The following is a 14,613-nucleotide window of genomic DNA, read 5'->3' as shown; positions in this document are numbered from 1 at the left end:
AACAACTATTCGGTATTAGCTACCGTTTCCGGTAGTTGTCCCAAACTTGAGGGCAGGTTGCCTACGTGTTACTCACCCGTCCGCCGCTAACCATCCGAGAAGCAAGCTTCTCTTCAAGTCCGCTCGACTTGCATGTATTAGGCATGCCGCCAGCGTTCGTCCTGAGCCAGGATCAAACTCTCCAATAAAGATGAATTTCAGTAGCGTGGTTAAACGCTATGAAAATCATCTCAAGTATTTGAAAAGAGCGATAAGCTCATTTTGAAACTGACGAGATTAAAAATCTCATTGTTTTGCTTTGAAATCATACAGTCCGAAGACTCGTACCGATTTCTCAGCGTCGATCTTGCAAGCAAGATCGTTACTCACTCGTTGTTCAGTTTTCAAAGATCAAACTTGTTTTCGTTGCCGTCGTTGTTCTCTTCAGCAACTCTTATATATTATCACGTCCGAACCAACTTTGCAAGCTCTTTTTTTAAGTTTCTTTCGAAGCTTATTTCATTCCCTTGCCACACCGTGTTTCTCGTGTTTTCTTGGCCGGATTAATAATATATCATGTTCTAATACTAATTACAACCCATATTATAAATTAATTTTATCTCAATATATTTAGTTGATCTACTTTCCTATTATAAATGTCTCCAGCGGTTGTTAAGTTAACGGAATCTACGGAACCGCTCTATGCGTTCTATGGGATAGCCTATACTGGCTGTAATTCCAACGTTAATACTCTAATGAACAGTTTGTCTTGTAGGGCCATGAAAACTTTTCTTCATTAATGTTACTACTTATTAAGTTAGCTTCATCTATATACTGTTGTCTTTCATTACAGTAATAGGATATCATTCATTGATCTTTTCGTATTCGCCGAGTCTCGTTTAGAGTCATTTTTGCGTATTAATGTATTTCATATATGCGCATATCTTTACTTCAACATAAATCCCTCTCCCCTTTATGTATATACATGTTAGGCACAATTCACTTTTTAAAATGAAGGGACCTTATTCCTTTTGGCATTTAATTTCCCCAATCTTCAAAGAAATTACCGTTATAGATTTGCGCATTTTTTAATAATGAACACAATAATGAAAGAAATGAGGAAAATTCTGAAAACCTTGGTACTAAAGCATCATTTTCATTCAAAAACTAACATTAGTCTAACCCTATTACGATATATCACATGGATACGAAGCACCATACGTAGGGCGAACACGCATCCAGATGGTCATAATTAGAAAAAGGAGTGAACTATGTTGTTAAATAAGATAAGGTGGAGTACTCTTCCCTTCTTTGCTAAAAATCTCGTTATTTCATTCGGCAGCATTATGTTGATTGGGGTTATCCTCATTACTGCGGGATATCAACTGCAAAAGAATATTCTGAGTCAACAATTGTACGAGCAGGCTGAAGTTACAACACAGAAATGGTTTGATGATCTGGATACAGACAAAGTACTTGAAGCAGTAAAAGAGAAAAGTTATTCTGGACCTGTTCAGAAAGAATTAAGAGATTACCTGGATTCCATCCACGAGCTATATCCCAATATTGCACAAGCCTATATCTTCGGCACTGAACTGAAGGAAGGAAATCAAACGTCCATCATTGCGATTCCTACTAATTTGTTGGGGCCTTTTGAAGAAAGCAATATGGCAGCAGGTTCAATGTATCCATTACCACAGAAAAATGTTATAGCTCTTGAAGGTATGAAAAACGACGAGGAACCTGCATTAAGCAGCTTTTATACGGACGAATACGGTACTTGGACTACGATTATGTACCCTATTAAAAATGCCGAAGGAAAAATGTACGCCGCACTTTACTTCGACGTTGATGCAAACGCAGTTCCAAAAGGACTTCATAAGCTGATTACATACAGTAGTATTTTCCTTATCGGTTTCCTGGTCCTGTTTATGGTACTGCAGTTTATTCTATTAAAGAAAACACTTAAGCCAATCCGTGACCTTATGAAGGGTATTGAGACTGCAAGCGCAGGCAATCTGGATGTAACCATCCAAACCGGACGGGATGATCTGGGAATTATCAATGAGAAATTCAATACGATGATTCAGCGATTCAATGACACGATGTTCAAAGTCCAAACGACATCCTATCACCTCTCTGACTCATCCAAGAAATTACTAGATATTTCTGAGAAAAATAATGATAATATCCAGATGATCAGCAGCAATATTCGGGACATCTCTCACGGCCTTCGCTCCCAGGATCAGGCGAGCGTGGAAAGTGCCCGAGCAATGACAGAAATGTCTACCGTTGTGCAGACGATTGCCAGCAGTTCTGCAGATGTAGCGGATGAGGCATTAAGCATGGAACAACGTTCCAATACAGGTCATGAGATTATGCAACAAGTGGTTGAGCAGATGAGACTGATCTCTGGTGCGGTGAAGCACACGTCGGAATCGATACAGTCTCTGGAAAGCCGCTCCAACGAAATTAGCAGCATCGTAAATATGATTACGCAAATTGCAGATCAGACTAATTTGCTCGCCCTGAATGCTTCCATTGAGGCGGCTCGTGTAGGTGAGGAAGGAAAAGGGTTTGCGGTTGTCGCAGGAGAAGTCCGCAAGCTCGCTGAACAGTCCCAGGATTCTGCCAAACAAATCCGTACCTTAATTGACGGCATTCAGCGCGATATCCTTCAATCTGCCGAAGCTATGCAGCTTGGCTCCCAAGAAGTGGTGAAGGGATCTCAGGTCACTATGGAGACGGGGCAATTTTTTGAAGATATTTTGACAGCTACGAACAAAGTCGCTAACCAAATTCAGGATATCTCCAGTTCTACCGAAGAAATATCCGCCAGCACACAGGAAATGTCCGCTACTGCGGATGAGTTGTCTGCGAGCGTCAGCAAAGCAGCACATAGCAGCAAACAGATTGAGCAATCCATTGCCGAACAGGAATCATCCATGGCCTCCATTGTTGCTGCCTCTGATGAACTTTCGGCTGTATCGGGCCAATTGCAAGAACTGATCTCCTTCTTCAAAGTAAGAGCTAAATAGAGCTGAATACCAAGTAAACAATAAGAACGTTAATAACAAAAAAACCGAGATGCTTGAGGGTAATTCCTGCGTCTTGGTTTTTTGTTATTCGTTTAATATGATGCGCTTGCGATGAAATAAAAAAGAGACCATCCCTGTATTCAGGTCAGTTCCCTTCTCTACTCTATCTCGTGCCCATTTAAACGGACTTGTCACTTGAAGTTTCGGAGCCATCTTCTTTCATTCAAGCTGCTATATAATAGACTGTATTACAGATTTAAGAGATCTTATCCAGATATCGGGTGGGCAGATCTCTTATACCTTTATAACTTCACCTTTTATTTTCCTTGTAGGTACTTGTATATCTCTGATACTCTTTCTTTACCCGATCATATCGACCCTCACCCGTATAGAACACGATCTCTACAAAATGATCCTGTGCTTCTAAAATGGTGTGTAGCTGGACAATCTTACGTTTATTTACTACTTGGTACCCTTCCATCTGAATCCCCTTCAAACCATTGATTTCAACAGACGTGCGTTCTGGAACGAGAATGGAGTTCTCTGGATCAGCATACATTTCAGCGACATAACGTCCATACTCCTCTAACGTTAGATCGGAATCAGATTCTTCCTTTGGTTCGAGATATATCGACATGTAATCATTGTTTGCCTGCAGAGAGATATCCAGATCTGAACCCCGTAATTCAAAATCTTGAACTTCCCAATTAGATGGAGTACGGATCTGGAATTGAGAATATTTTCCCTGATGCGATGTAAGATCGGTCGATGAAAGGACAAGGTCTGATGGTTCATCATTCAATATCCGAAATTGTTGAGACATTTTTTCGAAAAATTCCCGGTCTGCTAACGTAAATTCATACATCGATGTATATGTAATGATATAAAAATGGTAGTTACTTTCTAGGTATGCTGTAATGTACCCGAATTGATTCCTCTCATAACTGGTTCTTCCTTCTTTTACGTAAGCCTCCTTTTTATCAATAGTTAGATTGCTGGTTCTGATGATCTCATCTTTCTTTCTCTTTGGGCCTTGTTTGGATTCAATATTTTTCTTGTGGATTGCCATGTAATCGGTCAATGACGTATCCGATAAGTAGTCTGCCCGGTTCACTCGGTCGATTCGGATGGACTTTGTTCGATCCACTGGCGATAACTTCAATAGTGATGGATTAATAAGTTCTGTTGAAACCTTCCAATCCGAAGAGAGGGTTATTTCCACTTCCTTGTTCTTAGAGAATATTGTTACAGGTATTTCATTAACCGTTTTTTTCGAAGAAATAAATTTGGAGACCGCAGGAGTATTGGGAACACCTGACGAAGAGCTGCACGCAGTAAGCGTAACACCAACCATAAACAAATTAATTGTGTGTATCATTCTTTTATTGGACAATGACAAATCTCCTTTGTTCTAGGTAGTATATCGACACCACACAGGGGTAATTTACCATTTATATCGGCAATTTGGATATCACTTATTAGGCTCTGTTAAGCATAATTTTTTTAACGCATCAAGCCAAAAAAAAGAGATCTGCCCTGTTTCAGGTCAGATCTCTTCTCCAACTTATCTCGTGCCCACTTACTGGGACTTGTCACTTGGCGTTTCGGCATCGGTTTTATTCTTTGTGCCTTTACTTTTATAAGGCTTCGGGGCACTTTTCGCCCGGTTAGCGGCGGCTTGCCAACGGTTCCAGCCTTTTTTGCCAGTACCACGGCCGGTACCGCCTTTTCCTTTTGCTTTGCTCATGTTATCACTCCAATAATCCTGTATATGCTTAAAAATGACCGTCCTCGGTAACTTATTATGCAACCCAGCCCATCTTCTTCACTTCCAGCTTTCTTATTATAACAAAAATTGACGTCTTTACGTTCATTTCCATAAATCATTGTATTGTTATTCTGTTATGAAAGCGGTATAGTGGACATAATTGAAAGAGGAAGCTGTGTCTTCTTCGGGATTGTTACTGGTAAGCAGGCGATACCCAAACAAAAGGCTGTCTAATAAGCCTTTGTTTGGGTTTTTTGTTATTATTACGAGCTATTGAGGTGAACACATACATGATCATCCGACAGATTTTCAACAACAACGTCATTCGCGCCGAGAATCAGGTAGGCCAAGAGTTTGTTGTCATCGGCAACGGTCTGGGCTTCAAGAAGAAGAATGGGCAGCCCGTGGATGAGGATAAAATCGAGAAAACCTTTGTGCTGAAATCGGATAAAATACCACAAAAATTGATTGACCTGATCGGTGAAACATCGGTTGAATATTTAAAATTAGCTGACGAAATTGTAGGCTACGCCAAAAAGGAAATGGGCGATATTTTTAGTGATAATATCTATATATCGTTAATTGATCATATTCAATTCGCCATTACAAGGTACCGCAAATCCGTCGGACTGAAGAATTCCCTTTTGTGGCAAATCAAGAAGTTTTACAAAAAGGAATTTGGGATTGGCATGAATGCAGTAGATCTGATTCAGGAACAATTCGGCATCCAAATGGATGAGCATGAGGCCAGCTTTATTGCCATGCATTTTGTCAACGCTCGCCAAGATGGTCAGGGTATGAAACAAACGGTTGAAATTACCGAGGTTATTGATGATATTTTCAACATTGTTACCAATCATTACCACATCGCCCTGGATGAAAATTCATTTAATTATTCCCGGTTTATTACCCATCTGCAATACTTTGTGCAGAGAATGCTGAGTAATGAACAGGAGCAATTTGCATCGGGTGATAACTTCCTGTATGAGCAGGTTAAAGACAAATATGCCAAGGCTTTTCAGTGTACACAACTGATTAATCAATACCTTGAAGAGAAGTTTGAAAGCGCCATGTCCATTGATGAAAAAGTGTATTTGACGATCCATATTCACCGTGTCACTTCCCGTAACGAAATGCTGGACGCTGAATAAAAAAAGCTTGCAAACGATTTCGGCGTCATTTATAGTAGGTCTCACAACTTAACGACAAGGATTGTTACTGGTAAAGCAGGCGATACCTAAATGATTGGCAACGGGTCATCTTTCCGATGATCATAGCCATTCGTTTAGGTATTTTTTTGTTTTCAGGCAATCTTAACAACAAAGGAGAATGAACATGGATCATAAAAAAATGGGGGATGACATCGTTCGTCTCGTCGGCGGAGAAGCCAATATCAATGGTCTTGTCCACTGTGCAACCCGGCTGAGATTCGATCTGAAGGATTCGAAAAAGGCTGAACGCGAAACGCTCGAGAAACACGATGGTATCATTACCGTTGTCGAAAGCGGCGGACAGTTCCAGGTCGTCATTGGCAGCAATGTGGCTCATGTATATGCAGAGATCATGAAGAACAGAGATTTTGGAGGGGATTCTTCCTCATCTGCTGAGTCCACAGGAGAAAAAACATCGGTTTTATCCAAAGTTTTTGAAATTATATCCGGAATTTTCTCACCTTTAATCCCGGCCATGGCAGGATCAGGTATGTTAAAAGCTTTGTTGACTGTCCTGACTATGCTTGGATGGATGTCTGATACAAGTGACACGTACCTGATTCTATCTGCTGCCGGGAACGCAGTCTTTTATTTCTTGCCTATCTTCCTCGGTATCACACTTGGTATGAAACTGAAAGCCAATCCTTATGTAGCCGGTGTAATTGGTGCCGCTCTGATGGAGCCGAACTTTACCGGACTGATGGATAAAGGCTCGGATGTATCGTTCCTCGGCATACCCGTTGTCATGATGAATTATTCAGCCAGCGTGTTCCCGATCTTCATATCGATCAGCATCTACGCTGTACTCGACAAACTACTGAAGAAAATCATTTTGAAAGATCTGCAATTGTTCCTGGTACCGATGATTGCTCTGATGATTATGGTTCCTTTGTCCGCAATGGCCTTCGGACCATTCGGCACCACGGTAGGTGACTGGATCTCCTCCGGCGTAACTTGGCTTATTGGTGTCAGCGGCATTTTGTCAGGAGTTGTACTGGGTGGATTCATGACCTTCATGGTTGTCTTCGGACTCCACTGGGGTTTCACACCAATCACGATTCAGAATATCGGGGTTGGCGGCGATCCGATTGAAGCCATGGCAGCTGCAGCTGTGTTTGCACAAATCGGTGTAGCATTTGGTATTTTCCTGAAAGCCAAAAAGAACAAAACCCTGCGAACCCTTGCAGGTTCCACCAGCCTTACCGGTTTACTTGCAGGTGTCACTGAACCGATCGTATACGGTCTGATCTTGCGTTATAAACGAGTGATTCCTATCGTTGTCATTGCAGGTGCGATCGGCGGTGCCATTAATGGTCACTTTGGCGTTAAAATGACTGCTTATGTGTTCCACAATATATTTGCCATTCCTGTCTATACACCAACGGTTGTCTACGTGATTGCGATTGCCTTCTCCTTTGCTGTAGCAGCGATATTGACCGTGATGTTCGGATATGAAAGCAAAACCAAAGACACAGCTTCCGAAAAAAATGAATCTGTCTCCAATACATCGACTGAAAGTACACCGGAAGAACTTCCTGTCGTACCTGAGACAAAAACAACTGAAATCAAAAAGGAACAAATTTATAGTCCTCTTACAGGTAAAGCTGTAGCCTTGAGCACCATTAACGACCCTGCTTTCTCAACAGGTGCCATGGGCAAAGGATTGGCGATTGTTCCTGAGATTGGTGAAGTCGTCGCTCCCGTGGATGGCGTTGTAACTTCACTCTTCCCAACTGGACATGCCATTGGATTAACGACCAACGCAGGTACCGAGATTTTGATTCACATTGGTATTAACACGGTGGCGCTGAAGGGAAAACATTTCAATCCTGTCGTTCAGGAAGGCGATATCGTTAGACAAGGCGATCTGTTGATCCAATTTGAAATCGATAAAATTAAAGAGGCCGGATACGAAACCGTGACTCCTGTCATTGTTACTCTCACGCAGCAGGAAGTGGATGTATTCGAAACGACTCAAGAGCATGTACAGAAAAACGATGTCCTGCTGACTTTGGTTGTCTAACTCTTGTCTAACTCAACTTATATCATATGTATTCAATTTAGGAGGAACTAACAATGAAGCATACTCAACTTAAACCATTTCCTAAAGATTTCTTCTGGGGAGGATCAACCTCCGCCTATCAAATTGAGGGAGCCTGGGATGAAGATGGCAAAGGCCCTTCTGTCATCGACATGGGCAATCATGTGGAAGGCGTAACCGACTTCAAGGTAACCAGTGATCACTATCATATGTACAAAGAAGATGTGGCCCTGATGGCCGAAATGGGCTTCAAAGCCTACCGTTTCTCCATCGCCTGGACTCGCATCTATCCGCAAGGAGCAGGTGAAGTAAATCCAAAGGGACTGGCATTTTATGATTCCTTGATTGATGAGTTGATTAAATACGGTATTGAGCCCATTGTGACCATGTATCACTTTGATCTTCCTTATGCGCTTGAAGAAAAAGGGGGCTGGTCCAACCGTGCAACGATAGATGCCTTTGAACAATATGCCAAAACACTTTATGAAAACTACGGTGACCGGGTCAAATATTGGCTGACCATCAATGAACAAAATATGCTAATCCTTCACCCCGGCTCTCTGGGTACCCTGGATACAACACTTGTTGATCCACAAAAAACTCTGTATCAGCAAAATCACCACATGCTGGTCGCTCAAGCCAAAGCCATGGTTCTGTGTCATGAGATGCTGCCTGAAGCCAAAATCGGCCCAGCTCCCAATATCGGTGTTATCTATCCCGCGAGCTCCAAACCGGAAGATACGCTCGCTGCTGATAACTATGCTGCCATTCGCAACTGGCTCTATCTCGATATGGCGGTATATGGACGCTACAATCATATTGCCTGGAGTTATCTCGAAGAAAAAGGATATACCCCTGTTATTGAAGATGGAGACATGGACATCCTGGCTCAAGGAAACCCTGATTTTATCGCTTTTAACTACTATACATCACAGACCGTTGGTGAAAGCTTGAATGATGGCAATGACTTCTCCCATACAGGAGACCAGCATGAAATCGTCGGGGAGCCAGGAGCTTACAGAGGATCTGTAAATCCAAATCTGCAAAAGACTGAATTTGGTTGGGAAATTGATCCCGTTGGTTTCCGCTCAACGCTGCGCCAGATCTATTCCCGTTATCATCTGCCATTGATCGTTACCGAGAATGGTCTGGGTGCATTTGATAAACTGGAGGAAGGCGACGTGATCAACGACCCTTACCGCATCGAGTTTTTCAATAAACATATCGAGCAGATTCAATTGGCTATTACAGACGGTGTAGATGTATTCGGCTTCTGCCCTTGGTCTGCGATTGATCTGGTCAGCACACATCAGGGATCAAGCAAACGTTATGGATTCATCTACGTGGATCGGGAAGAATTCGATATCAAGGAATTAAGACGTATCCGCAAACAGAGCTTCCACTGGTATCAAAAACTGATTGAAACCAATGGAGAAGTGCGTTAATACTGTAAAATAAAAAGCCAGTCGTTTACACATTGTTCATGTGTAGCCGACTGGCTTTTTGTGTTGGTTCACTCACTCATTCATATTCAAATCAGGATTACATTTCTGCTTTGGCGTTGCCTGTGGAGTTAACTCCTCTTAACACCCGCAGAGATAACAGGAAACAGATTGCCAGAACAACAGCTGCTGAAACGTAAGGATAGTTGATATTCACATCAAACAGTGCTCCCGCTACAATTGGACCTGCGATATTCCCCAAACTTGTGTAGGCTGAGTTCAATCCGGCCACAAAGCCTTGCTGTTCTTCCGCCAGTTTGGACATCTGCGTACTGATTGCCGGACGCAATATATCCATACCAAGGAAGACGATAAACGTTACGACAAGAATCATCCAGTAGGTGTTCACAAACAAGGTCAACAGTACAAATACGGCTACAAAAAGCAAGCAGACCGAAATGACTTTTTTCTCACCAAACCGGTTTAACAGCCAGCCAATCATGGAGACCTGCACCACAGCTCCCGCAATGGAACCAAACGTAATAATGAATGCAATATCCTTGGTGGTGAAGCCAAATTTGTGATCCACAAACAGTGAAAATACCGTCTCATAGTTAGCCAGACCAAACGCCATGACAAATACGATAATCAAACTGAAAAAGTAAGGCTCCCGGTACGAATGCAGCAACTGGGAAACCATGCCCGGGCTTTTGACCTTGGCTGCACCCGCAACAGGTTTGGTTTGCTCTCCGGTAATTCTGGTCGATTCCGGCAAAATAATCAATGTAATGATGGATGCCAGCAAACCTGCAATACCTGCGGCATAGAAAGGAATCCGAATGCCAAAGTCCGCGATATATCCGCCGATCCCCGGACCAATAATAAATCCTGTAGTAATTGCCGCATTGATTAATCCCATGCCTCTACCGCGTTCTTCATCTGTCGTAATATCTGCGGTATACGCCATAACTGCCGGGAAGATCATTGCTGCACCGATTCCGCCAAGCATCCGGGCCGCGAAGAGCAGCGATGGTGCATTCACAGCACCAAACATAAACTCCGATACAGCAAAGATTAACATGCCGCCAACAATAATTTTTTTACGTCCCAAGATGTCAGACCAACGGCCCGCAACTGGAGAAAACAGAAACTGCGTGAAGGAGAATGCTGCTACCAGCAAACCAACCGTGAACCCGGTGATATGCAGTAGATCCATGTACGCAGGCATAATAGGTACAACAAGACCTATACCTGTAAAAACGAGAAAAATATTAAACATTAACAGCAGCAATGCGCCCCTGTTCCGTGTAAGTAATGCCATGATTCCATCCTCCGTAGTTGTCAAAATGTTGCCTTAAGCTTTATCTTTTGCTATTCCATATAAGAATACGCTAGCCGCCTGGCGGTATAAGGCAAGAGCCTGTTCTGGCTCCATTCCGCGCGACAGCTGACTAAGTCCAATAATGGTGCTTTCCAGAATGAGCGCAAGATTGTCTGCGTTGTCTGCCTTGAACTCTCCGCTCTCTATCCCCTGTTCCACCAATTGTTTGTTAAATTGAATATGCCGCTCAAACATCAAAGATATTCGTTCTTCAATATCATTTTCTTTCTTTTCCCCGGTAAAAAACTCATCTGCCGCCTTGGTTAGCGGGTGATTCATATCGTCGAGGATTAATTGTTCTGCCAAGCCGTAGATCTTCTCCGTAGAAGTATGATACAGATGCTCCTTGGCCGCCCAATTCTCTTCCCATTCCCGATCCCACTCATCAATCAGATACAGAAAGAGGCCTTCCTTACTTTTAAAATGGTAATAGATATTGCCTTTGCTGCTGCCTGTCGCAGCCACAATATCTTCAATGGAAGTTGCTTTATACCCTTTTTGCACAAAAAGAGCTCTTGAGGCATCCGCAAGTTTCTTCTTGGTCTGCTCGGTTTGAATTTGCTTTTTATTCATACTCATCCATTTCACTCCGCCTCTTGCATACTGAACGTTCGTTCTGTATTTTAACAGAACCATCACACTTAAGCAATCAAAAAGGAGAATCGGCTTGGTGCCCATTCTCCCTACATAACTTTTATTTCACTTTTTTTCCTTGACCATGAAGTATTTTCAGTTGTCCATTTTCATAACCGACTTGATACGTAACTTTATATTTCGTGGTGACCAATTCACTGTCTTTTCGTTCATCCGCTGTAATAACCGCAGTGACCTCTATTTCATCATTTGACTTGTCTGAGGACGAAACTTCGGCAATGGTAACATAACTGGTGTTGATGTAACCTTCACGGAACTTGGCATAACTTATACCGCTCTGCCACTCACTGCCAAGCAAGGCATAGGCGGTAACATAGTCATTCAGATTCAGGTTCATATAAAATTCGGTCACCAGACCCTCCGCTTCCAAAGAAGCTGAGTCTGCTCCCGATCCCTGACTGCCACTCGTCTGAACCGCCGTTTTAGACGATGATGGTTTCTCAGACCATGCCTGGACCTGCTTCAATACACTGGTGATAGGAATGCTGAACCCAATTCCACCTTCCTGCTCCACAACGGCTGAATTAATGCCCAATACTTCACCGGTTTCTGTACTGATCAGTGGGCCACCGCTGTTGCCGTGTGTAATAGGCGCCGAGATTTGATACAGATTACTATAGATATACGGGGCAATTTCGAAGCTGCGTCCAACTCCGCTGATAATGCCTGTAGTTACGGTGTTCTCCAGACCCAGCGGACTACCCAGAGCGAGAATCTCATCACCCGTCTCCGCTTTGGATTTGGCGATAGGTAGCGGTTTAACTTTTTTCAGATCAGGCACCCTGACGACAGCAACATCCGTCTCTTCTCCAATCCCGATAACGGTTCCCTTATACTCCTCATGATTCAGGGTTCGAATCGTTACTTCTTTCGACCCCTCCACCACGTGAGCATTAGTTACCACATCCCCCTGATCATTGTAGAGAAAACCGGAACCCAGTCCGCTGCTGCTCTCAATCGTAACCACTTTCTTCTGACTCTCTTCAATAATCTGTTTACGTGTTTTCTTCACGGCTGTCTGGGAGGACGGTTTAGACGCTGTGGTTGCCGTTTCTTTCGTAGTGACAACAGCCAGTCTTGGTCCATCCTGCAGTTGATCTGCTGAATACTGATGAATCCAGAACACCCCTCCTGCTCCCGCTCCAATAATAATTGCACTGGATATAATCGTACTCCATGTTCGTTTGGCCATTCCAACCTGTCCTCCTATTCCAGATACCACGTTGCGTTCACTACAGAAACTTCAGCTTCCTCGTACACACCGTAATAATACGTTTCAAAAAATCCCTGATCCCCTACATCAAGCCAGCTTGGATACACATCCGCATAGGTTTGACCGAGATATGCCCCGTCTGAGCTGTAGATGTCCAGCATAACCGTCACGGAAGAGATAGGACGAGTGGCATTATTCACGATTGAGCCGCTTATATACAGATCGCCATACATATCAAGCGTCGCTTCTACGTCTACAATACTCACCGCTGCTGTGCGGTTTTTCAGGTCTTCTTCTGCCGCTTGTTGCTCAGCAAGTTGAATTCGTTCGGCTTCTGCTTTTTCAAAAGCCTTCTTCTCACTCAGCACCCGTTCGCGATATGCTGTCAATTTGTCATCCTCGGGCGCGTAGGACAGTCCCAGATCAACGGTTTGCAATGCAGCCGTAAAATCCTTTTTCTTCACTTGCTGTTCAGCTTGCTTATAGCTAAGGCCAGCCAGCTTGTCGATGATTTGTTTCTGAACCGCCTCTGCTTCCTTGCCTTTCAATTTCGATACCGTGTCCAATTTCTCAGCAAGTGCCTGTACGGTTGTCAAACTATCGATTTCTTTCTTTACCTTCAGGACAGCCAGTGTCACCTTGTTGTTGTTTAGAGTCGTACGTACCTTGGCAAATACCGGTTCTTCTCGCTCTTTCAACACTTTTGCTACAGCCTGAAGTGTCTTGTCACCTGCAGCAAGTTTTCCCGTTTTCAAACTTGTCGCAGCTTCGTTCAGCTGATTCATTAGATTGAAGGCTTTGGCTGTAATTTGGCGATCCTGCACAAGTCCATCAACATTTGGCCGTTTCGCAAGAGCCGAGTCCAGAAGTTGAAGCGCCTCTTGATATTTTCCGTCCAAGCCCGCCTGCTCCGCCTGTTGATGCAGTGCTTTTACCTCCGCATTGATGCCCATCTCCTGCTTGTAATAATAAGTCAACAAGGCCCCCATCACCGCTGCCAGAAGCAGTGGAATAATCCAGCTAAATGCTCGGCCTTGTGCCGTGTTGCTCTGCTTCGGTGCAGACTGATGCTGTCTGGATAACTGATCTAATGCTTTGCCCGTTCCACTTTCCAGACCAACTGCTGTTTCTGCCCAAATCTGTTCATCTGTAGAGCTTGAATCTTTTAATTTCGTTCTACACTTTCTACATGTGCTGTCCCCTGGATTGCTTTTGGTCCCACATACGTGACAATACACCCTGATCCCTCCATCAAAAAGAACGTATGTATACTATGCTATTTATACATGAATCGACACTTATCATATAGTAAAAAGGTAAATTACACCATATGTTATTGGGATATATGAACGCAAAAAGTGCCTCCCTGTTAATAGGAAGGCACTGACAAATGTATTCTATTCTTGCGTAGGAAAGCTACTTAGATCCATATAGGAAACTTCCCATAGATGATCATCCGGGTCCTGAAAACTCCACCCATACATAAACCCATGATCTTGAGGATCATTATACGGCTTGCCGCCAGCATCCAGGGCAGCTTGTACAATCAGATCGACTTGTTCACGACTCTCCACCGACAAGGCTACGATGACTTCCGCCGTGTCCGCCGCGTTGGATATTTTTTTGGAAATAAAAGATTGAAAACGATCCTCCACCAGCAGCATCGCATAGATGTTGTCTCCAATGATCATGCAAGTCGCAGACTCGTCTGTAAAATTCACATTGAACTCAAACCCTACTTTGGTAAAAAAATCAACGGACCTCTTCAAATCCTTAACGGGCAAATTAACAAAAATCTGCTTAGCGCGAACAGCCACCATCGATCACCTCAATCTAATAGAATGGATTTCACTTCAAATTAACATCTCGCGTATACGCTGTCAATT

General features: G+C 43.3%; 11 protein-coding genes and 1 rRNA gene. 4 read left to right on the top strand and 8 right to left on the bottom strand.

The window, feature by feature from the left end; translation table 11 throughout:
* A 16S ribosomal RNA gene (locus BLS14_RS29250) occupies positions 1-188 on the bottom strand; the annotation flags it as partial.
* A gap of 1,137 nt (positions 189-1,325) precedes the next feature.
* Here BLS14_RS29250 and BLS14_RS29245 point away from each other — a divergent pair.
* Positions 1,326-3,017 (top strand): methyl-accepting chemotaxis protein, encoded by a 1,692-nt coding sequence (locus BLS14_RS29245; protein WP_256336741.1) that lies wholly within the window; start codon positions 1,326-1,328, stop codon positions 3,015-3,017.
* A 310-nt stretch (positions 3,018-3,327) separates the two neighbouring features.
* Here the strand turns inward: BLS14_RS29245 and BLS14_RS29240 are convergent, their stop codons facing one another.
* Both BLS14_RS29240 and BLS14_RS29235 read right to left on the bottom strand, forming a co-directional pair.
* The gene (locus BLS14_RS29240; protein WP_090811863.1) at positions 3,328-4,410 is read right to left on the bottom strand and encodes a hypothetical protein; all 1,083 of its coding nucleotides are present in this window, start codon (positions 4,408-4,410) and stop codon (positions 3,328-3,330) included.
* Positions 4,411-4,596: 186 nt separating this feature from the next.
* On the bottom strand, positions 4,597-4,764 hold the full coding sequence (locus BLS14_RS29235) for a DUF3934 family protein (protein WP_064506465.1): 168 nt from the start codon (positions 4,762-4,764) through the stop codon (positions 4,597-4,599).
* 311 nt (positions 4,765-5,075) lie between these two features.
* On the opposite strand from BLS14_RS29235, the gene licT reads away from it, so the two are divergent.
* From licT to BLS14_RS29220, 3 genes are all read left to right on the top strand, one after another.
* Complete coding sequence (gene licT / locus BLS14_RS29230) at positions 5,076-5,936, top strand: BglG family transcription antiterminator LicT (RefSeq protein WP_063568380.1); 861 nt, start codon at positions 5,076-5,078, stop codon at positions 5,934-5,936.
* A gap of 184 nt (positions 5,937-6,120) precedes the next feature.
* Positions 6,121-8,019 (top strand): beta-glucoside-specific PTS transporter subunit IIABC, encoded by a 1,899-nt coding sequence (locus BLS14_RS29225; protein WP_090955297.1) that lies wholly within the window; start codon positions 6,121-6,123, stop codon positions 8,017-8,019.
* Between the two features lie 53 nt (positions 8,020-8,072).
* Positions 8,073-9,482 carry a glycoside hydrolase family 1 protein gene (locus tag BLS14_RS29220; protein ID WP_072735891.1) on the top strand — a complete coding sequence of 470 codons (1,410 nt, stop codon included), beginning with the start codon at positions 8,073-8,075 and terminating at the stop codon, positions 9,480-9,482.
* Between the two features lie 97 nt (positions 9,483-9,579).
* Here the strand turns inward: BLS14_RS29220 and BLS14_RS29215 are convergent, their stop codons facing one another.
* From BLS14_RS29215 to BLS14_RS29195, 5 genes are all read right to left on the bottom strand, one after another.
* Positions 9,580-10,800 (bottom strand): MFS transporter, encoded by a 1,221-nt coding sequence (locus BLS14_RS29215; protein ID WP_063567173.1) that lies wholly within the window; start codon positions 10,798-10,800, stop codon positions 9,580-9,582.
* A gap of 33 nt (positions 10,801-10,833) precedes the next feature.
* The gene (locus BLS14_RS29210) at positions 10,834-11,433 is read right to left on the bottom strand and encodes a TetR/AcrR family transcriptional regulator (RefSeq protein WP_063567182.1); all 600 of its coding nucleotides are present in this window, start codon (positions 11,431-11,433) and stop codon (positions 10,834-10,836) included.
* A 121-nt stretch (positions 11,434-11,554) separates the two neighbouring features.
* A complete protein-coding gene (locus tag BLS14_RS29205; RefSeq protein WP_090955295.1) occupies positions 11,555-12,706 on the bottom strand; it encodes a S1C family serine protease in 1,152 nt (383 codons plus the stop codon).
* A gap of 14 nt (positions 12,707-12,720) precedes the next feature.
* Positions 12,721-13,965: an FxLYD domain-containing protein gene (locus tag BLS14_RS29200; RefSeq protein ID WP_090955293.1), complete on the bottom strand. Its 1,245-nt coding sequence runs from the start codon at positions 13,963-13,965 to the stop codon at positions 12,721-12,723.
* Positions 13,966-14,124: 159 nt separating this feature from the next.
* Positions 14,125-14,544, bottom strand: coding sequence for a VOC family protein (locus tag BLS14_RS29195; RefSeq protein WP_063567181.1), 420 nt, complete (start codon positions 14,542-14,544; stop codon positions 14,125-14,127).
* Positions 14,545-14,613: the final 69 nt, after the last annotated feature.

Source organism: Paenibacillus sp. OK060, assembly GCF_900101205.1.
In the GTDB taxonomy this organism is placed as follows: Bacteria; Bacillota; Bacilli; order Paenibacillales; family Paenibacillaceae; genus Paenibacillus; species Paenibacillus marchantiae.
Note: the sequence above shows the minus strand (reverse complement) of the source record. Positions and strands in the feature narration are given on the sequence as shown.